Origin of the sequence: Pseudoduganella sp. R-43, assembly GCF_049913255.1 — a bacterium.
Classification (GTDB): domain Bacteria; phylum Pseudomonadota; class Gammaproteobacteria; order Burkholderiales; family Burkholderiaceae_D; genus Rugamonas.
Genome location: NZ_CP183988.1, coordinates 2,850,835 through 2,869,862 on the forward strand (window position 1 = coordinate 2,850,835; position 19,028 = coordinate 2,869,862).

Sequence of the window (19,028 nt, forward strand, 5' to 3'; positions counted from 1 at the left end):
TGCCATGCTCAAACCGAAGAAATTTTCCCGTCGCCGTTTCCTGCTGAGCGGCGTTGCCGTCGCCGGGGCGATGGTGGTGGGCTGGGGCGTGATGCCGCCGCGCCAGCGCGTGCGCGGGCAGGCGCCGCTGCCGCTTGAAAACGGCGCTGTCGCCCTGAATGGCTGGATCGCCATTGCCCCCGACGGCAGCGTACAACTGGCCATGCCGCGTGCGGAAATGGGGCAGGGCGTGCACACGGCGCTGTCCATGCTGGTGGCGGAGGAGCTGGATGTGAGCCTGGACGCGATCAAGGTCATCCAGGCGCCGGCCGACAAGATCTACGCCAACCTGGCGGTGATGCGTGAAACCCTGCCGTTCCATCCGGACGATACCGGCCGCTCGCGCGAGCTGGCGAGCTGGATGCTGGGCAAGGTGGCGCGCGAGATGGGCATTGTGATTACCGGCGGCTCGTCCAGCGTGAAAGATGCCTGGACTTCGATGCGCGAGGCCGGCGCCACGGCGCGTGCCATGCTGGTTGCCGAAGTGTCCCAGCAATGGAAGGTGCCGCCGGAGCAGGTGCGTGCCGAGAACGGCGTACTGTATCACGACATCAGCAAGAAATCGGTCGGCTATGGCGTGGTCGCCGCGCGCGCTGCGCTTGGCCAGCCGGGCAAGGTGACCCTGAAAGACCCGCACAGCTTCCGCCTGATCGGCACCAGCGTGCCGCGCCGCGATTCGCGCAGCAAGTCGGAGGGTACGGCGCTGTATGGCATCGATGTGCGCCCCGAGGGCATGGTGTATGCAGCGGTGCGCATGTCGCCCGTGGTGGGCGGCAAGGTCGCAGGCGTGACGCCGGGCGAGGTGGTGAAGATGTCGGGCGTGCTGTCGGTGATCGACTTTTCCAATGCCATCGAAGAGAACTATGGCGCCGGGGCCGGCGTTGCCGTCCTTGCGCGCAGCTACTGGCAGGCCAGGCAGGCAGCCGCCGCGCTGCCGATCCGCTGGGACGAAGGCCCGAACGCCAAGCTCTCCAGCGAGGAAATCTATGCATCGCTGACCAACGCCCTGGAGGCGGAGGACGGCGACAACTACCACAAGCGCGGCGACATGGCGCAGGCATCCAGCGCACTGCGCACCATCAAGTCGGTGTACCGCGTGCCTTACCTGGCGCATGCCTGCATGGAGCCGATCAACTGCACTGCGCAGGTCAAGGACGGCAAGGTCACGGTATGGGTCGGCACGCAGGCGCCGACTTTTGCCCGCGCCGCTGCCGCGCGCGTCGGCGGCGTCAGTGAAGCCAATGTGATCCTGCACGAATACCTGCTGGGAGGCGGCTTTGGCCGCCGCCTGGAAATGGACATGGTGGCGCAGGCGGTTGCCATTGCGCGTGAAGCCAAGGGCCTGCCGGTGCAGGTGATCTGGAGCCGCGAAGACGACACCACGCACGACGTGTACCGTCCGGCCGCGGTGGCGCGCATGACCGCGGGCCTCGATGCGGCCGGCAATATCATTGCCTGGGAAGCCAAGACGGCCGGCGGCGCGCTGACCCACCAGTTCACCAGGCGCAACCTGCGCATGCCCGCGGCAGGGCCGGATCGCTCGACTGCCGAGGGCGTGTACGACATGCAGTACGAAATCCCGAACCAGCAGATCAACCACGTCGTGGCGGACAGCGCCGTCCCGCTGGGCAACTGGCGTTCGGTAGGCCATTCGCAAAACGCCTTCTTCAAGGAGAGCTTTGTCGACGAAATGGCCAGTGCGGCCGGCAAGGACCCGGTGGAATTCCGCCGCACCATGCTGCTTGGCCACCCGCGCCACCTGGCGGTGCTGAACGCGGCCATCTCCAAGGCGGGCAAGGCGCCGGAAGGGCGCGCGTATGGCGTGGCGCTGCACCAGTCCTTCGGTACCATCGTCGCGCAGGTGGCCGAGGTGTCGGTGCAAGACAAGCAGATCCGCGTGCATCGCGTGGTGTGCGCGATCGACTGCGGCATCGCCGTCAATCCGAACATCATTGCGCAGCAGGTGGAATCGGGCGTGGTCTATGGACTGTCGGCGGCCCTGGGCGGTGAAATCACCATCAAGGACGGCAAGGTCGTGCAAAGCAATTTCGCCGACTATCCGGTGCTGCGCATGAACGAGGTGCCGCTGGTGGAAACGGTGATCGTGCTGAGCGCCGAGCCGCCGGAAGGCGTCGGCGAACCTGCTACCCCGCCGATCGCGCCGGCCGTGGCAAACGCGGTGTTCGCGCTGACGGGGCAGCGCCTGCGCAGCCTTCCCTTACGTTTGGCCTAACAGGGCGCGCAGGTTGCATTCCTGCTGCCATTGGCGGCGTTCCGGGGTGGACGCCGCCTGGCGTTCCAGTTCTTCGTCGGAGAGTTCGGCCTGGGTTTCGATCAGGCGGTGTGCTACCTTCGGATCGGGCAGCATGGTGCCGAAGAAGGCCACGTGCTCGTGGCGCTGGATCAGCAGGGTAGGGAAGTTTTCGACATCAAGGTCGCCGACCAGGTCGGCGTGGTCTTCGATATCGACCCACAGGAAGTATTTGTCCGGGTGGCGGCTTGCCAGTTCCTCGAAGACCGCGCGGTAGGATGCGCAGGTGCCGCACCAGGCGGCGCACAGGCAGGCCACGACCAGGTGGTTCTGCGCCAGCGCGGCGGCTACTTCGGCGCGGTTGTCGGCATGTAGGGTAGTGCTGTGCATGGGGTGCTATTGTACATGCCCACAGGGTAAAATACCGGCCATGGCTACCATTCTTGCAATCGAAACATCCTCTGAAATGGCTTCCTGCGCCCTGTTGCGCGGGGAGCGCGTGACTTTCCGCGAATCGTCCGGCGTGCGCACCCACTCGCAGGCAGTGCTGCCCATGGTCCAGGAATTGCTCGCCGAGGCAGGCATTGTCCTGCGCGATTGCGATGCCATAGCCTATGGCGCGGGCCCCGGTTCGTTTACCGGAGTGCGCACCGCTTGCGGCATCGCCCAGGGGCTTGGTTTTGGCGCCGGCTTGCCGTTGCTGCCCGTCGTCACGCTGGACGCCATGGCGCTGGCTTGCCGCGAACGCCACGGCTCCGGCGAAGTCCTCACGGTGCTCGATGCGCGCATGAACGAGGTCTATTGGGCCCTATACCGTTTTGAAGGCGGCCTGCCGGTTGCGATCCTGCCTCCGGCATTGTCGGCTCCTTCCGGTGTCGCTCCGGCCGGCCCGGCGCGCGCCTGCGGCAATGGCTTCGCCGCCTATGCCGAGGCGTTTGTCGGCCAGGCCTTTGCCGATGGCGCCGACGGCGAAGTGATGCCGCATGCGGTGCAGGTTGCGCAGCTCGGGCGTGCTGCTTTCGCCGCCGGCCACGCCGTGCCTGCGGCACAGGCGCAGCCGCTGTACTTGCGCAATAAGGTTGCCTATACCAAGGCGGAACGTGAAGAGATGAAGGCGTCGCAGGCATGATGCATCAGTTATGGGACCTGGCCCGGCTAATCTACGAGCCAATGCAGGAAAGCGACCTCGATGAGGTGGTGGCGGTGGAGCAGGAGGTTTACCCCTACCCATGGAGCCGCGCCAATTTTTCCGATTCGCTGTCGCAGGGCTATCACGCCTGGATTCTGCGCGCGCAGGATCGCCAGTTGATGGGATATTTCCTGGTGATGGGAATTGTCGACGAGGCGCATCTGCTGAATGTGGCCGTGTCGCGCAATTGGCAAGGCCGCGGCGTGGGACGGCTGCTGGTGAACCAGGCGGTCGCCTTGTCGCGCGGCCTTGGCATGGAGTCGATCTTGCTGGAAGTGCGGCCTTCCAACGTGCGCGCCCTGGAGATCTACCAGCGCTACGGATTTGCCGAAATCGGCCGCCGCAAAGGCTATTATCCCGCTGCCGATTCAACCCGCGAGGACGCTATCGTGATGCGTTTTGGCCTATGAGCGATCGCCGGTCTGCCGTGTTCCTGGAGGAGATGGGCGTGGGGCCGCAGTGGCGCCTGCGCAATCGCCCGGTTGCGGCTGATGCAGCCGGCGCCGGTGAAGTGGATGACGCGTTCGCCGACGCACAACCTGCGCCGGCCGCGGTGCAATTCGCTCCCGCTGCCGGCCAGCAATTGCCTGCCGCACAGCAGGAAGCCGCCGCCCTTGACCCTGCGCCGGCCGCAGGACTCGCTCCCGCCGCGCCACCGCGCCCGCCCGCCAACGCCCAATCGCCGGCCGCCGCCGCTGCCGCGCGCGCAGCTTCCACGGCGCCAGGGGCGGCAACAGGCGCGCGCCAGGCGCCGCCGATCCCGCCTGCGCCTGATGCGCAGGCCGCTCCGGCTCCGGCCGCACCGGTTCGCGTGCCCGGCACGCCAAGCATTGCATCGACAGGCGAGGACATGTCCTGGTTTGACGACGCCCCAACGCCGGAATACAAGCCGCAGCGCAAGAAAGTGGCGGCTCCGGAGCAGCCCGCCGAAACGCCGCCACAGCGTCCTGCGCCGGCAGCAAGGCCCGCGCCAACGCCGCCGCGCACTGCCGGCGTCCCAGCCTACGACGATATCCCGATGGACGAGCCGCCATCCTGGTTCGACGAGGAGCAAACGCCGCGCGGCGCTGCCACGGCCGTCGCCAGCGCCCCGGCGCCCGGCGGTGCAACGGATGAACAAATCGCCCAGATGGACTGGCCTGCACTGCAAGCAGCAATCGCCTCCTGCACCCGCTGCGGCCGCTGCCAGACCCGCCAGCAAGCCGTCCCGGGCCGCGGCGACGAGCAGGCGACCTGGATCGCCCTCGACACCGCGCCAGGCCAGGCTGAGGATGCGGAAGGTTACCAGTTCGCCGGCGATCCCGGCTACCTGCTCGACAACATGCTGAAGGCCGTCGGCCAGGTAGCGGAAAAGGGCGCCTACCTCACCAGCCTGGTGAAATGCCACGCCCCGCACGCGCCAGGCGCCGAAGAGTTGCAGGCCTGCCGCCCATACCTCCAGCGCGAACTGGAACTGACGCAGGCAAAAGTCATTGTCGCCTTCGGCCACAGCACCGGCAAAGGCCTGCTTGGCGGCGCCGCGCGCGGCCGCATCATGCTGCACGGCGCCGTGCCGGTCGTCGCTACTTACCACCCGGCCGACCTGCTGAAAAAGCCGGAAGAGAAGGCCAAGGCATGGCAGGACCTGTGTCTGGCCAAAGCCGCGCATGCCGGCCGACGCTAGGACATTCCACCGCAAATGGGGCCATCTCGCGCGGCCCCACGTCCGCGCGCTGGCCTGGCTGCTCGACTCGCCCGACCTGCTCGACCCGAACAGCCCGCACTGGCAGGGCAAGATCGCCACGCTCGGCCCCATGACGGCCGCGGTGGCAAACTGGCTGGACGACCTTGACGCCGATCCTGCGCCGCTCGAGGACGCCCTTGGCAACCGTTTTTACTCGCGCCTTGGCCTGTATGCCGAGAAGCTGATGGCCTTCTACTTCGCCCAGCACGGCGCGCTGGCTGCCCACGGCCTGCAAGTCCGCGACGGCAGGAACGGCACCATTGGCGAATTCGATTTCCTCCTGCGCGAGAAGGGCAGCGAAAGCTTGCGCCACATCGAGTTCGCCACCAAGTTCTACCTGCTGGACGGCGACCCGGATTCCGGGAATTACAATCGCCTGGTCGGCCCCAACCTGGCCGACACGCTGGGCCTGAAGATGCACAAGATCTTCAACGCCCAGTTGCAGCTATCACAGCACCCGATCGCGCAAAAAGTCGCACCCGCGCCCGTCACCCGGGCCCAGGCCCTGGTCAAGGGCTGGCTGTTCTACCATGCCACCGAAGCTGCGCCGCAGATCGAAGGCATTTCGCCTGAACACTGCCGCGGCTATTGGCGCACCCACAGCGAACAAGCCGCCGCGCAAGGCGAGCAATTCATCGTCATGCCGCGCCTGCAATGGCTGGCGCCGCTGCGCACGCCAGTCCAGCGCAGCGAAAGCACGCCCACGCCGGCTCCGCTCACGCGCGCTGCGTTGCTGGACGTACTGGCGGAAAAGTTCGTCGCCGATCCAGGCCCCGTGCTGGTGGCAACGGTGCGGGAAGAGGGCGGTTGGCTGGAAGAAGTGGAGCGCGGCTTTGTGGTGCCGGATGATTGGCGCGCCCGTGCCCAGGCGCGCCGCAGCGACGGAGGCCTGCCGTCCTAGTGGTGCTCGCCGATCAGGCCGAGCGAATCTTTCTTGCGCTGGTTGGCGGCATGCAGCGCCATGATGGCCAGCATCGATCCCGCCAGGAACAAGCCAAACAGTACGATGATGGTGTTCAGGCCCAGGCCAAGCTTCACCATCGTGGCATACACGGCCAGCATGGTAAGGATGGACAGGTTCTCATTGAAGTTCTGCACCGCGATCGAGTGGCCGGCGCTCATCAGCACGTGGCCCCGGTGCTGCAGCAAGGCATTCATCGGCACCACGAAGAAGCCCGACAAAGCGCCGACCACCAGCAGCAATACATAGGCGATGCGCAAGTCGTGCACGAAAATCATCGACATCACGATCACACCCATCGCGATCCCGAGCGGAATCACCGAAAGCGCCTTGCGCAAGGTAATGAAGCGCGCAGACAGCACGGCGCCCAGCGCCACGCCGACCACCACGATGGCAACGGTGGTGGTGGCCTTGTTCAGCGGCATGCCCAGCGACTGCTTGGCCCATTCCAGAACGATGAACTGCAAGGTCGCGCCGGCGCCCCAGAACAGGGTGGTAACCGCCAGGGAAATCTGGCCCAGCTTGTCGCGCCACAGGATGCCGCAGCAGTCCGCGAAATCGCGCACCAGGCGGAACGGGTTGCGCTCTTGCCGCTCATAGACATAACCGGTGTCCGGTATGCGCAAGTTGAAAACGGTCGCCAGCAGGTAGACCACGCCCACCCAGGCCAGCGCTATCTCGCCGACCGTGTCGAAGCCGGTGTCGATGCCAGGCACGTCGAAGGCCAGCAGGCCCGCCGAGACCGGGCCGCCGATCAGGGCGCCGCCCAGCGCGGTGCCAAGGATGATCGAGCTGACGGTCAAGCCTTCGATCCAGCCGTTGGCTGCGACCAGCTTTTCGGGCGGCAGCAGTTCCGTGAGGATGCCGTACTTGGCCGGCGAATAGATCGCAGCGCCCAGGCCTGCGACAGCATAGGCGGCCAATGGGTGCACGTTGTAGAAGAACAGGGCGCAGCCGAAAATCTTTATCATGTTCCCGATCAGCATGACGCGGCCCTTGGGCAGGGCATCGGCAAAGGCACCGACAAAAGCAGCCAGCAGCACGTAGAACAGGACGAAGGTCTCCTTCAGCATCGGCGTCATCCACGCCGGCGCTTTCATGGCTCCCAACATATAGATTGCGATGATCAGCAACGCCGAATCGGCCAGCGACGAGAAGAACTGCGCCGCCATGATGGTATAGAAACCTCGTTTCATCGCCTTAGTGCTTATGCTCTCCGATCAGGCTGAGCGAGTCGTGCTCACGCTGGTTAGCCGCATGCAGCCGCATGATGCCAAGCATGGAGCCGGCGACGAACAGGCCAAACAGCACGATGATGGTATTCAGGCTCAGGTGCAGCTTCACCATCAGCGAGTACACCGCAAGCATGGTCAGGATCGACAGGTTCTCGTTGAAGTTCTGGACCGCGATGGAGTGGCCTGCGCTCATCAGCACATGGCCGCGATGCTGCAGCAGCGCATTCATCGGCACCACGAAGAAGCCCGACAGCAGTCCGACGACCAGCAGCAGGGGATAGGCCAGGCGCACGTCATGCACGAAGATCATGCCCATCACGATGATGCCCATGGCAATTCCCAGCGGGATCACCGTCAGCGATTTGCGCAGCGTGATGAAGCGCGCCGACATGCCGGCGCCCACTGCCACGCCCACGGCAACGATGGCGATGGTGCTGGTCGCCTTGTTCAAAGGCATGCCCAGCGATTGCTTGGCCCATTCCAGCACGATGAATTGGAGGGTCGCGCCGGCGCCCCAGAACAGGGTGGTCACGGCCAGCGAAATCTGGCCCAGCTTGTCGCGCCACAGGATGCTGCAGCAGCCGGCGAACTCGGTGATCAGGCGCAGCGGGTGGCGCTCCTGGTGCTCGTAGACATAGCCCGTATCCGGAATGCGCAGGTTGAACAGCGCCGCCAGCAGGTAAGTGACGCCGACCACTGCCAGCGCGATTTCGGCCGTCGTGTCCAGGCCCGTTTCGATGCCCGGCAAATCGAAGTGGAGCAGCGCCGCAGCAACGGGCCCGCCGATCAGGGCGCCGCCCATGGCAATGCCGAAGATGATGGAGCTCACGGTCAGGCCCTCGATCCAGCCATTGGCTACCACCAGCTTTTCCGGCGGCAGCAGTTCGGTCAGGATGCCGTATTTGGCCGGCGAGTACACAGCCGCGCCAAAACCGACCACCGCATAGGCGGCCAGCGGGTGCACATGATAGAAAATCAGTGCGCAGCCGAAGATCTTGATCAGGTTGGAAATGAACATGACCCGGCCCTTCGGCAAGGCATCAGCGAAAGCGCCTACAAATGCTGCCAACAGCACGTAAAACAGCACAAAAGTCAGCTTCAGCAATGGGGTGACCCACGCCGGAGCTTGCATGGTCACCAGCAGGTCGATTGCCACGATGAGCAGCGCATTGTCTGCCAGCGACGAAAAGAACTGCGCGGCCATGATGGTATAGAAACCACGATTCATTCAGGACGCCAGATAATAATCTCGGCATGCTTTATACCATGGAAAGTAAGGTTTCCCAAGAATTCGGCCAGCATCCGGCAGGTACAAAAGGTAGAATGCTGCTTTCTTATTCTGCCGGTTTTAGACATGCCAAGGCCCATCGTCGCGCACATCCATCTCGCTGCAATGCAACATAACCTGGAGCGCGCCAAGGCCTGTGCGCCGGGCGCCAAGGCCTGGGGAGTGGTCAAGGCCAACGCCTACGGGCATGGGCTTGAGCGTGGCATGCGCGGTTTCGCCGCCGCAGACGGCCTGGCGCTGATCGAACCGGACAACGCGGTGCGACTGCGCGAGATGGGCTGGAGCAAGCCTGTTCTTCTTTTAGAGGGATGGTTCGACACCGCGGACTTGCTGGCAATGGCGGAACATAGTATCGAAGGCGCCGTTCACTGCATCGAACAGCTTGAAATGCTCGAGCGCACACCGCTGGGGCGCCCGCTCAATGTGCACCTGAAAATGAACACCGGCATGAACCGCCTCGGCTTCAAGCCAGGCGAATATGCCGCCGCCCACGCCCGCCTGCGCGCCATCCCGCACGTTGGCACCATTACCCTGATGACCCACTTCGCCAACGCCGACGAACTGCACCACCCGTGCATGCCGCTGGCGGAACAGGTGCGCCGCTTCAATGAGGGCACTGCCGGCTTGCCGGGCCCGCGCAGTTTGTGCAATTCGGCCGGCATCCTGCATATGCCGGAGCTGGGCGCCAGCCTGGCGACCGACTGGATCCGTCCGGGCATCATGCTGTACGGCGGCACCCCCGGCGGCCAGACGGCGGAAGAATTCGGCCTGCAGCCGACCATGACCCTCTCCAGCGAATTGATCGGCGTGCAGGAAATCGGCCCCGGCGACTATGTCGGCTACGGCAGCCGCTTCAAGGCCGAGCGCGCCATGCGCATCGGCGTGGTGGCCTGCGGCTATGCCGATGGCTACCCGCGCCACGCGCCGGTCGATACGCCGGTCCTGGTGGACGGCGTGCGCACCCGTCTCGTAGGCCGCGTCTCGATGGACATGCTGACGGTCGACCTGGGCAATATTCCAGATGCGCGCGTCGGCAGCAAGGTGGTGCTGTGGGGCGAAGGCATGCCGATCGATGACGTGGCGACGGCTGCCGGCACCATCGGCTATGAGTTGATGTGCGCCCTGGCGCAACGCGTGCGTGTGATCGAGGCGTAAGCAGATGGCCAAGGCAAAGACCAACTACACCTGCAGCGAATGCGGTGGCATCAGCAGCAAGTGGACCGGCCAGTGCTCGTCCTGCCAGCAGTGGAACACCATGGTGGAGACGGTGATCGAAGCCGCCGGCGCCAACCGCTTCTCGCAGGCCCAGCACCAGTCGCTGGCGCAGACCGCGCCCGTGCTGTCGCTGCAGGATATCGAAGCGCTGGACGTGCCGCGCTTTGGCACCGGCATTGAAGAATTCGACCGCGTGCTGGGCGGCGGCCTGGTGGCGGGCGGCGTGGTGCTGATCGGTGGCGACCCCGGCATCGGCAAATCGACACTGCTGCTGCAGGCGCTGGCCAATATGTCCAAGGTTAAGAGCGTGCTGTATGTCAGCGGCGAGGAATCCGGCGCCCAGATCGCGCTGCGCGCCAAGCGCCTGGCGGTCGATGCCAAGGACCTCAAGCTGCAAGCCGAAATCCAGCTGGAGAAAATCCTCGGCACGCTGGCCGACCTGAAGCCGCAGGTGGCGGTGATCGACTCGATCCAGACCCTGTATTCGGATGCGCTGGCCTCGGCGCCCGGCTCGGTGGCCCAGGTGCGCGAATGTGCGGCCCAGCTGACCCGCGTGGCCAAGATGAGCGGCACCACCATCATCCTGGTCGGCCACGTCACCAAGGAGGGCTCGCTGGCCGGTCCGCGCGTGCTGGAACACATTGTGGACTGCGTGCTGTATTTCGAGGGCGACAACCACTCCAGCTTCCGCCTGGTGCGCGCCATCAAGAACCGCTTTGGAGCGGTCAATGAACTGGGCGTGTTTGCGATGACGGAAAAGGGCCTGAAGGGCGTATCGAATCCTTCTGCGCTGTTCCTGTCCTCGCATGAAAACCAGGTGCCCGGTTCCTGCGTCATGGTGACGCAAGAGGGCACGCGCCCGCTGCTGGTGGAAGTGCAGGCCCTGGTCGATACCAGCCACCTGCCCAACGCACGCCGGCTGTCGGTCGGCCTGGAGCAGAACCGCCTGGCCATGCTGCTGGCCGTGCTGCACCGGCACGCCGGCATTGCGGCCTTCGACCAGGACGTATTCATCAACGCCGTGGGCGGGGTAAAGATCACCGAACCGGCCGCCGACCTGGCGGTCCTGATGGCGATCAATTCTTCGATGCGCAACAAGGCGCTGCCGAATGGCTTCGTGGTATTCGGCGAGGTGGGCCTGGCCGGCGAGATCCGGCCGGCGCCGCGCGGGCAGGAGCGCTTGCGCGAGGCGGCCAAGCTCGGCTTCTCGATCGCCATGATTCCCAAGGCGAATGCGCCCAAGCAGCCGATCGAAGGCATGACCATCATTGCGGTCGAGCGCATCGACGACGCATTCAATCGCTTGCGCGAGCTGCAGTAATGTAGATTTTTACGAAATATTGGCTACAATAACAGGCTCGATTCCAACCAGAAACCGGACAAGAAATTGTTAGTAGATTCAAGGCAAGGCGCCCGTAAAATCCTGCGCGTACGGGCAATGATCGTGATGGACGGCGGCGCGCCGATGGCGGCACGTACCTTCGACCTCGGCCTGGCGGGCATTTCCCTGACTTCCGAACATAAGGTGCAAGTCGGGGCCAGCGGCCAGATCGTGTTCGAAATGCTGGTCGATGGCAAGCCGCAAATCGTCAATACGCGTGGCAAGGTCAACAATTGCATTTTCAGCGGCGACGAATTCAAGATCGGTTTCACTTTTGCGCCACTCGACAACGAAGCAGCCGGAGCAATAACCAAGTTCATGCGCTAATATTAGGTTATGGACTATGTGAGCAGCTTGCTAAGCACAATGTACGGGACCTCGCTGGGCTTGGGGAATGCCAGCGTCATTGGTACGCCGTCGGAGGCAGTGCTAGCCCGGGTCGAACAGACGCTGGCGCCGCAGCGCAGTGCCGCGGCCAAGCTCAACGCAAGCATCAGCCTGACCCAGGCGCGTTTTTCCGGCCTGGGACAGCTGCAATCGGCTCTGTCGGTGTTCCAGGATATTGCAGAAAGCCTCGCCGGTACCGGCCTTAGCACGCGCGGCAGCAGTTCGGCGAGCGGCGTGCTGGGCGTGACGACTAGCGCCTCGGCGGCGGCCGGTTCGCATGATGTCAAGGTCAGCCAACTGGCCCAGCAGCAAATCCTCATCAGCCCCGAAGCGCAGACCGCTGATACGCGGCTCGGTACCGGCTCGCCGGCCGTGATCCGGATCGGCACCGGCGACAGCAGCAAGACCATCACGATTGATAGCCGCAACAACACCTTGCAGGGCATCGCCGATGCGCTCAAGGAGGCGGGCGTCGATGCCAGCCTGGTGCGCTCCAGCACCGGCACGGCGCTGCAATTGCGCAGTGCCAGCGGTGAAGCGAGCAAGCTCAGCATTTCAGTAGCAGGCGACACCACGATCCGCAGCCTGTTCAGCCAGGCGACCCAGACCCAGGCGGCGCAGGACGCCGTCCTGACCGTTGACGGCAAGACCATCAAGAGCGCCGACAACACTGTGGAGTCGGCCATCGAGGGCGTCACGTTCAAGCTGACCGACGAAGGCGACACCACGGTCACCATCGCGCGCGACAACAGCCAGGTTGCCAAGAACGTGGAAGCTTTCGTCAAGGGCTTCAACGCGCTGCAGGACCGGCTGGACAACCTGGGCAGAGGCGCGCTGCGCGGCAATCCGGCGCTGGGCCAGGTACGCACCCAGCTCGATCAGTTGCTGCGTTCAGCGGGCGGCAGCAGCGAGGCGCTGGCCAATGTCGGCCTGTCGGTCGACACGAATGGCCGCCTCAAGCTGGATAATGGAATCCTGAATGCCGCGATGAACGCCAACCCAGATGCGGTGACCAAGGTCTTCACCAACGAGGGCAGGGGCTTGGCCGATGCCCTTGGTTCGCGCCTTGAAAGCCTCGGTGGCGAACGCAGCGTGGTATCGCGAGCCCTGGCGCAGGCCGACCGCGAAGTCGATACCCTGCAAAGCCGCAAATCCTCCATGGCCCAAATGCTCACGGTGCAAGCACAGGCACTGGTGCGCCTCTATACGCAGGACGAGCAACTGGGCGGCGCCTCGTCGCTCTTCGACCTGTTTGCCTGACCCCATAAAGACTGAAGGCCCCGACACCAGAATCCCGGAGGATCTGTTGCGGAGCCTCGCTTCTGCAGAAGCGCAAAGCTACTCGTGGTAGCGGTCGACCAACCTATGATGTCCGCCGCGATATTCAGCGACAATTTCGAACGCGATTAACGCGATCATGGCGCCGAAGATGCCCATGGTGAACAATACCCACATAACAAACCAGCCGACGTTTCCGGAGGCTGCTCCCTAGAGTTGATACAATTAAACTCTAGCATCCATTTAAGCAATTACAAGCCCAGCAGAAAGATCTATTTCGTCACGAGGTCAGGCTGCATCACTGCCTTGAGGTAAAAGCTCGATGGATCGCCCGCTTCACGCTGCACAAACCACCACGCAGCGCCTTTTTTCATCTCCCAATCGCTATCGTCGCCTGTCATCAACAGGGCTGCAGCCTGGCCAAGCGTAGGCTGGTGGCCAACAATGAGCACCGATTCCTTCGACGACGGCCAGTTGGCCGCCTTCAGGATATCGCCGGCGTCCGCCCCCGGCGCCAGGTCGGGGTGGACCTTGTACTTGCGTCCCAATCCCGCCACAGTCTGCACCGTGCGCGTGGCCGGGCTGACCAGGATGCGGCAATTTTCCGGCAATACGGAATCCAGCCACTGGCCCATGCGCCGCGCCTGCTTATGTCCTTTGGGCGTGAGCGTGCGTTCCAGGTCTTCCAGGCCGGGCTGGGATGGTTCGGCTTCTGCGTGGCGCCACAAGATCAAGTCCATGCTTCCTCCCGTGACCAGGCTTCAATCCGCCGGCGCATCGGCCGGCGTACCTAGTAACTCCATCAAATGCTGCTGGGCGCTGAAGGCCTTCTGCTTGCCGCGTGCTTTGCGGCGGTGATACTGGCCGTGCGAATCCAGCTCCCATGCGTTGGAGTTGTCCTTCAGGTAAGGCGTCAAACCTTCCGCAATGACACGCCGTTTCAGGCCCCGGTCCAGCACCGGGAACGCCACTTCAATGCGGCGCAGCAGGTTGCGGTTCATCCAGTCCGCGCTGGCCAGCATGACGTCATGGGCCAGGTCGTTGCGGAAGTAATAGATGCGGCTATGTTCAAGGAAGCGGCCGATGATGGAGCGCACCCGGATGTTTTCGGACAATCCCGGCACGCCCGGCATCAGGGTGCAGGCGCCGCGCACGATCAGGTCGATCTTGACCCCGTCCTTCGAGGCGGCATACAGCGCCCGGATGACCGGTTCATCGGTTAATGCATTGATTTTAGCGATAATCCGGCCCGGACGCCCGGATTTCGCGATTTTGGCTTCGTTCCGTATCGCTTTGATGATCTGGTCTTGCAGCGAGAACGGCGCCAGCCAGATGTGGTTCATGCGCTGCGGCTTGGTCAGGCTGGTCAGGTGCATGAAGACTTCGTTGACGTCGCGGCCCAGTTGCGGCCCGCAGGTCAGGATGCCGAAGTCGGTATAGAACTTGGTCGTGGTGGGGTGGTAGTTGCCGGTGCCGAGGTGGGCGTAGTAGCCGAGGCCGCCTTCATCGCGGCGGATCACCAGGGCGATCTTGGCGTGGGTCTTCAGGCCCACCACGCCGTACACCACCTGGGCGCCGGCCTGTTCCAGCTTGTCGGCCCAGTTGATATTGGCTTCTTCGTCGAAACGCGCCATCAGTTCCACCACTACCGTGACTTCCTTGCCGCTGCGGGCGGCTGCAATCAGCGCTTCCATCAGGTCGGAGTTCATGCCTGTGCGGTAGACGGTCTGCTTGATCGCCACCACCGCCGGATCGAAGGCCGCGCTGCGGATGAAGTCGATCACGGTCTGGAAGCTCTGGTATGGGTGGTGCAGCAGGATGTCATGCTTGCGGATGGTGGCGAAGATGTCATTGTTGACGGTCTTTGCTTGCACGCCCGCGATGAAAGGCGGGAAGCGCAGCTCGGGGCGGCGCGCCTGTTCCACGATTTCGTTCAGGCGCACCATATTCACCGGGCCGTCGACGCGGTACAGGCGGCTCTGGTCCAGGCTGAACTGGTCGAGCAGGAATTGCGACAGTTCGGGCGGACAGTTCTTGGCCACCTCGATCCGCACCGAGCGGCCATAGGCGCGACCTTGCAGCTCGCCTTTCAGCGCCTGGCGCAGGTTTTTCACTTCATCTTCATCCACCCACAAGTCGGAGTCGCGCGTGACCCGGAACTGGGAATACGCCATCACATCGCGCCCGGCGAACATTTCGGAAATATGGGCGTGGATGACGGAGGACAGCAGGCAGAATGACACGCCGCCCTCTTTAGATAGATGGTCGGGCAGGCGGATCACGCGCGGCAGCACGCGCGGCGCCTTGACAATAGCAATGGCGGTGCCGCGCCCGAAGGCATCCTTGCCGCTCAGCGCGACGATGAAATTGAGGCTCTTGTTTACTACTTGCGGGAAAGGGTGGGCCGGGTCGAGGCCGATCGGGGTCAGCAGGGGGCGTACTTCGCGGTCAAAATAATCCTTGACCCAGGCCCGTTGGGCTTCGTTGCGCTGGCTGTGGCGCACGATGTGGATGCCCTGGGCTTTCATTTCTGGCAACACTGCCGTATTAAATATTTCGTACTGGCGCTTGACCAGTTCATGACACTCGTGGCTGACCCGTTCCAGCGTGGCCGCGAGGGCAGGGTGATCGCCCAGGTCGCCATCGACGCTGGCGGCGGCCAGCAGGCTGGCGACCCTTACTTCAAAGAACTCGTCCAGGTTGCTGCTGACAATGCACAGGTAGCGCAATCGTTCGAGCACAGGGATGGTGGCGTCTTCTGCCTGGGCCATCACGCGGCGGTTGAACGCCAGCTGTGACAGCTCCCGATCAAGGAATGCTGTTTTCATAACTAATAGTATATTTGAGAAATATGACAAGTTTGTGACCTTGTCCTAGACTTAATTTTGACGTGTCATAAAGCTGTCATATTGACGTCATACACTGCGCAGCATTCAACCCAACCCCTGAAAAGGACCTTTGATATGCGCATGAAACAGTTGTTGACCTCCTTCGTTGTTGGCGCTTCGGCGGCAATGGCATTCTCGACCGCTTTCGCAGCGGACATGACCGGTGCAGGCGCAACTTTCCCTTATCCGATCTACGCCAAGTGGGCTGAAGCCTACAAAGCATCCACCGGCAATGGCCTGAACTATCAGTCCGTCGGTTCCGGCGCAGGTATCAAGCAGATCAAAGCCAAGACCGTCGATTTCGGCGCTTCCGACATGCCGCTGAAAGCGGAAGAGCTGGACGCTGACGGCCTGATGCAGTTCCCGGCCATCATGGGTGGCGTGGTGACCGTGGTGAACCTGGACGGCATCGCTCCAGGTCAGCTGAAACTGACCGGCCCGGTTGTGGCTGACATCTACCTGGGCAAGATCACCCAGTGGAACGACGCAGCGATCGCTGCCCTGAACCCAGGCGTGAAGCTGCCAGCTGCTGAAATCACCGTGGTGCACCGCGCTGACGGCTCCGGCACCTCCTTCCTGTTCACCGACTACCTGTCGAAAGTGAACCCAGAGTTCAAGACCAAGATCGGTGCCGGCACCGCCGTGAAATGGGTAACCGGCGTGGGCGGCAAGGGCAACGACGGTGTTGCCGCCAACGTGCAGCGTATCAAGGGCGCCATCGGCTACGTGGAATGGGCCTACGCCAAGAAAAACAAGATCGCGCACACCCAGCTGAAGAACAAGGACGGCAACTTCCTGCAACCTGACGACGACAACTTCAAGGCCGCTGCTGCCAACGCGGAATGGACCAAGACCCCAGGCTTCGGCGTGGTGCTGACCGACCAGGCCGGCAAGACTTCGTGGCCAATCACCGGCGTGTCCTACATCCTGATGCACAAGCAGCAGGCTGACGCGAACAAGGGCAAGGAAGTCATCAAGTTCTTCGACTGGGCTTTCAAGAACGGCGATGCGGCTGCTGTCGAACTGGACTATGTGCCGCTGCCTGACACTGTTGTGAAGCTGGTGCAGGGTTCGTGGAAGGCTAACCTGAAGGATGCTTCGGGCAAGCCGCTGAACTGATCTTCTGAAACCGGCACCCCGGTGTCAGACCCGCAGGGTCTGACACCTAGGCCCGCGGCAGCCGCAGGCCAGGTGTCTGACCCTGTGGGTCAGACGGGGCGGCCATCCGATCGGGGTGCCGGTTTAAAGAGGAAGCTAAGCGGGGTGGCTTGAACAGAAGGCCTCCCCGGTTAGCTAAACCAAAAAACTAAATCATGAGTGCAGAAATCACCTCACCAGCTCCCCTCCAGTTATCGGAACCCGCCACCATGAGTGCCTCCGTTGCTGCCATGCAGTCCGTGGTGCGCAAGCAGCGCATCCAGGATTGGTTCTTCCACAAGATCACGATGGTCTTTGCGCTGACCGTACTGTTTGTACTGGTCGGCATTATCATTTCCCTGATCAATGGCGCCTTGCCTGCCCTGAAAGAGTTCGGGCCTGGCTTCATCACCACCGTTGAATGGGACCCGGTCAACGACCAGTTCGGCGCCGCGATTGCCATCGTCGGCACGCTGGCCAGCGCCGGTATCGCCTTGCTGATCGCCTTCCCGGTCAGCTTCGGCATCGCGCTGTTCCTGACCGAGGTATGCCCGGTCTGGCTGCGCCGCCCGCTAGGCACCGCCATCGAGCTACTGGCTGGCGTGCCATCGATTATCTACGGCATGTGGGGCCTGTTCGTGTTCGCCCCGATGTTCAGCGAATACGTGCAGCCGCTGCTGAAGTCCACCCTCGGCGCCTTGCCTTTTATCGGTGCGCTGTTCAAAGGCCCGACCATGGGCATCGGCATCCTGACCGCAGGCCTGATCCTGGCCGTGATGATCATTCCGTTCATCGCTTCCGTGATGCGCGATGTCTTCGAGATCGTGCCTGCCGTGCTGAAGGAATCGGCTTACGGCCTGGGTTGCACCCGTTGGGAAGTGGTGCGCAAGGTTGTGCTGCCGTACACCAAGACTGGCGTAGTGGGCGGCGTCATGCTGGGCCTGGGCCGCGCCCTGGGCGAAACCATGGCGGTCACCTTCGTGATCGGTAACGCGGCCAAGCTGCCTACCTCCCTGTTCTCGCCGGGCAGCTCGATCGCTTCGACGCTGGCCAATGAATTCGCCGAAGCGTCCAGCAAGCTGCACGTGTCCTCGCTGTTCGCGCTGGGCCTGCTGCTGTTCATCATTACCTTTATTGTCCTGTCCGGCGCCAAGCTGATGCTGATGGGCCTGTCGCGCAAGGAGGGCGTCAAATGATCCAGACCAAGAATCCTGTCTACCGCAAGCGCCTGTTCTTCCATCGCGTCGGCATGGCGCTGTCGGTCGGCGCCATGTCGGTCGGCCTGGTCGCACTGCTGTGGATCCTGGCGACGCTGCTGATCAACGGCTTCTCCGCCCTGAACGTGCTGATCTTCACCGGCGACACGCCTGCTCCAGGCAGTGATGGCGGCGGCCTGCGTAATGCGATCGTCGGCTCGCTGATGATGGTGGGCCTGTCGACGGCCGTGTCGACCCCGATCGGCATCCTGGCCGGCATCTACCTGGCTGAATACGGCGAAGAGAACAAGGTGGCGCAGTTGACCCGCTTCGTGACCGACATCATGCTGTCGGCGCCGTCGATCGTGATCGGCCTGTTCGTGTATGCGCTGTACGTGGCGAACGTGCAGCACTTCTCGGGCTACGCCGGCTCCATCGCGCTGTCGCTGATCGCGATCCCGGTGGTGGTGCGCACGACCGACAATATGTTGAAACTGGTGCCGAACTCGCTGCTGGAAGCGGCCTACGCCCTTGGCGCACCGCGCTGGAAAGTGTCCGTGATGGTGCGCCTGCGCGCCGTCAAGGCCGGCGTGATGACCGGCGTGCTGCTGGCCGTGGCCCGTGTCGCCGGCGAAACCGCGCCGCTGCTGTTCACCGCCTTGAACAACCAGTTCTTCAGCGCCGACATGAACCAGCCGCTGGCGAACCTGCCGGTCGTGATCTACCAGTTCGCCATGAGCCCATACGACAACTGGCGCGAGCTGGCCTGGGGCGGCGCGCTGATCGTGACCTTCAGCGTCCTGGCACTGAACATCCTGTCGCGCACCGTGTTTGCGCAAAAAGCACCAAAATAACGAGTA

General features: G+C 63.3%; 17 protein-coding genes. 12 read left to right on the top strand and 5 right to left on the bottom strand.

Translation table 11 applies throughout. The annotated features are described in order from the left end of the window. The first annotated feature begins 4 nt into the window (after positions 1–4). Positions 5–2,272, top strand: a complete 2,268-nt coding sequence (locus tag ACN9M3_RS13105; RefSeq protein WP_426171304.1) for a molybdopterin cofactor-binding domain-containing protein — start codon at positions 5–7, stop codon at positions 2,270–2,272. On the opposite strand, the gene ACN9M3_RS13110 is transcribed toward ACN9M3_RS13105, so the two are convergent. Continuing rightward, entirely contained in the window at positions 2,258–2,680 is a 423-nt protein-coding gene (locus ACN9M3_RS13110) for a thioredoxin family protein (RefSeq protein ID WP_426322955.1), read from the bottom strand. The genes ACN9M3_RS13105 and ACN9M3_RS13110 overlap by 15 nt on opposite strands. Positions 2,681–2,720: 40 nt before the next feature. On the opposite strand from ACN9M3_RS13110, the gene tsaB reads away from it, so the two are divergent. From tsaB to ACN9M3_RS13130, 4 genes are read left to right on the top strand one after another with little or no spacing between them, the layout of a single operon-like run. Then, entirely contained in the window at positions 2,721–3,419 is a 699-nt protein-coding gene (tsaB, locus tag ACN9M3_RS13115) for a tRNA (adenosine(37)-N6)-threonylcarbamoyltransferase complex dimerization subunit type 1 TsaB (RefSeq protein ID WP_426322957.1), read from the top strand. After that, on the top strand, positions 3,419–3,889 hold the full coding sequence (rimI, locus tag ACN9M3_RS13120) for a ribosomal protein S18-alanine N-acetyltransferase (protein ID WP_426323748.1): 471 nt from the start codon (positions 3,419–3,421) through the stop codon (positions 3,887–3,889). The genes tsaB and rimI overlap by 1 nt, the downstream gene beginning before the upstream one ends. After that, entirely contained in the window at positions 3,886–5,142 is a 1,257-nt protein-coding gene (locus ACN9M3_RS13125) for a uracil-DNA glycosylase (RefSeq protein WP_426322959.1), read from the top strand. Before rimI ends, ACN9M3_RS13125 begins: the two co-directional genes overlap by 4 nt. After that, positions 5,126–6,103 carry a DUF1853 family protein gene (locus tag ACN9M3_RS13130; RefSeq protein WP_426322961.1) on the top strand — a complete coding sequence of 326 codons (978 nt, stop codon included), beginning with the start codon at positions 5,126–5,128 and terminating at the stop codon, positions 6,101–6,103. The genes ACN9M3_RS13125 and ACN9M3_RS13130 overlap by 17 nt, the downstream gene beginning before the upstream one ends. On the opposite strand, the gene lplT (ACN9M3_RS13135) is transcribed toward ACN9M3_RS13130, so the two are convergent. Then, complete coding sequence (lplT, locus tag ACN9M3_RS13135) at positions 6,100–7,359, bottom strand: lysophospholipid transporter LplT (protein WP_426171313.1); 1,260 nt, start codon at positions 7,357–7,359, stop codon at positions 6,100–6,102. The two genes, ACN9M3_RS13130 and lplT (ACN9M3_RS13135), sit on opposite strands and share 4 nt — an antisense overlap. A 4-nt stretch (positions 7,360–7,363) precedes the next feature. Further along, entirely contained in the window at positions 7,364–8,626 is a 1,263-nt protein-coding gene (gene lplT, locus ACN9M3_RS13140) for a lysophospholipid transporter LplT (RefSeq protein WP_426322963.1), read from the bottom strand. 126 nt (positions 8,627–8,752) lie between these two features. Here lplT (ACN9M3_RS13140) and alr point away from each other — a divergent pair, with 126 nt between their 5' ends. The 4 genes from alr (at position 8,753) to fliD (ending at position 12,929) form a co-directional block, all read left to right on the top strand. Further along, positions 8,753–9,841 carry an alanine racemase gene (alr, locus tag ACN9M3_RS13145; RefSeq protein WP_426171316.1) on the top strand — a complete coding sequence of 363 codons (1,089 nt, stop codon included), beginning with the start codon at positions 8,753–8,755 and terminating at the stop codon, positions 9,839–9,841. 4 nt (positions 9,842–9,845) lie between these two features. Next, positions 9,846–11,222: a DNA repair protein RadA gene (radA, locus tag ACN9M3_RS13150; protein WP_130313671.1), complete on the top strand. Its 1,377-nt coding sequence runs from the start codon at positions 9,846–9,848 to the stop codon at positions 11,220–11,222. A gap of 66 nt (positions 11,223–11,288) precedes the next feature. Continuing rightward, the gene (locus ACN9M3_RS13155) at positions 11,289–11,609 is read left to right on the top strand and encodes a PilZ domain-containing protein (RefSeq protein ID WP_426171317.1); all 321 of its coding nucleotides are present in this window, start codon (positions 11,289–11,291) and stop codon (positions 11,607–11,609) included. A gap of 27 nt (positions 11,610–11,636) precedes the next feature. Beyond that, positions 11,637–12,929 carry a flagellar filament capping protein FliD gene (gene fliD, locus ACN9M3_RS13160; RefSeq protein WP_426322966.1) on the top strand — a complete coding sequence of 431 codons (1,293 nt, stop codon included), beginning with the start codon at positions 11,637–11,639 and terminating at the stop codon, positions 12,927–12,929. 290 nt (positions 12,930–13,219) lie between these two features. Here the strand turns inward: fliD and sixA are convergent, their stop codons facing one another. Both sixA and ppk1 read right to left on the bottom strand, forming a co-directional pair. Continuing rightward, the gene (gene sixA, locus ACN9M3_RS13165) at positions 13,220–13,687 is read right to left on the bottom strand and encodes a phosphohistidine phosphatase SixA (protein WP_426171320.1); all 468 of its coding nucleotides are present in this window, start codon (positions 13,685–13,687) and stop codon (positions 13,220–13,222) included. Positions 13,688–13,708: 21 nt separating this feature from the next. Further along, the gene (gene ppk1 / locus ACN9M3_RS13170; protein WP_426322968.1) at positions 13,709–15,775 is read right to left on the bottom strand and encodes a polyphosphate kinase 1; all 2,067 of its coding nucleotides are present in this window, start codon (positions 15,773–15,775) and stop codon (positions 13,709–13,711) included. 135 nt (positions 15,776–15,910) lie between these two features. Between ppk1 and pstS the strand changes: the two genes are divergently transcribed. The 3 genes from pstS to pstA all read left to right on the top strand — a co-directional run bounded on the left by pstS (position 15,911) and on the right by pstA (position 19,022). Then, positions 15,911–16,954, top strand: a complete 1,044-nt coding sequence (gene pstS, locus ACN9M3_RS13175; protein ID WP_426322970.1) for a phosphate ABC transporter substrate-binding protein PstS — start codon at positions 15,911–15,913, stop codon at positions 16,952–16,954. A 248-nt stretch (positions 16,955–17,202) separates the two neighbouring features. Then, complete coding sequence (gene pstC / locus ACN9M3_RS13180; RefSeq protein ID WP_426171326.1) at positions 17,203–18,168, top strand: phosphate ABC transporter permease subunit PstC; 966 nt, start codon at positions 17,203–17,205, stop codon at positions 18,166–18,168. After that, positions 18,165–19,022: a phosphate ABC transporter permease PstA gene (gene pstA, locus ACN9M3_RS13185; RefSeq protein WP_426171327.1), complete on the top strand. Its 858-nt coding sequence runs from the start codon at positions 18,165–18,167 to the stop codon at positions 19,020–19,022. Before pstC ends, pstA begins: the two co-directional genes overlap by 4 nt. The last annotated feature ends 6 nt before the right edge of the window (positions 19,023–19,028 follow it).

Coding starts and splice junctions, on each gene's coding strand:
- ACN9M3_RS13105 (WP_426171304.1), top strand. CDS start 5: ATGCTCAAACCGAAGAAATTTTCCCGTCGCCGTTTCCTGCTGAGCGGC.
- ACN9M3_RS13110 (WP_426322955.1), bottom strand. CDS start 2,680: ATGCACAGCACTACCCTACATGCCGACAACCGCGCCGAAGTAGCCGCC.
- tsaB (WP_426322957.1), top strand. CDS start 2,721: ATGGCTACCATTCTTGCAATCGAAACATCCTCTGAAATGGCTTCCTGC.
- rimI (WP_426323748.1), top strand. CDS start 3,419: ATGCATCAGTTATGGGACCTGGCCCGGCTAATCTACGAGCCAATGCAG.
- ACN9M3_RS13125 (WP_426322959.1), top strand. CDS start 3,886: ATGAGCGATCGCCGGTCTGCCGTGTTCCTGGAGGAGATGGGCGTGGGG.
- ACN9M3_RS13130 (WP_426322961.1), top strand. CDS start 5,126: ATGCCGGCCGACGCTAGGACATTCCACCGCAAATGGGGCCATCTCGCG.
- lplT (WP_426171313.1), bottom strand. CDS start 7,359: ATGAAACGAGGTTTCTATACCATCATGGCGGCGCAGTTCTTCTCGTCG.
- lplT (WP_426322963.1), bottom strand. CDS start 8,626: ATGAATCGTGGTTTCTATACCATCATGGCCGCGCAGTTCTTTTCGTCG.
- alr (WP_426171316.1), top strand. CDS start 8,753: ATGCCAAGGCCCATCGTCGCGCACATCCATCTCGCTGCAATGCAACAT.
- radA (WP_130313671.1), top strand. CDS start 9,846: ATGGCCAAGGCAAAGACCAACTACACCTGCAGCGAATGCGGTGGCATC.
- sixA (WP_426171320.1), bottom strand. CDS start 13,687: ATGGACTTGATCTTGTGGCGCCACGCAGAAGCCGAACCATCCCAGCCC.
- ppk1 (WP_426322968.1), bottom strand. CDS start 15,775: ATGAAAACAGCATTCCTTGATCGGGAGCTGTCACAGCTGGCGTTCAAC.
- pstS (WP_426322970.1), top strand. CDS start 15,911: ATGCGCATGAAACAGTTGTTGACCTCCTTCGTTGTTGGCGCTTCGGCG.
- pstC (WP_426171326.1), top strand. CDS start 17,203: ATGAGTGCCTCCGTTGCTGCCATGCAGTCCGTGGTGCGCAAGCAGCGC.
- pstA (WP_426171327.1), top strand. CDS start 18,165: ATGATCCAGACCAAGAATCCTGTCTACCGCAAGCGCCTGTTCTTCCAT.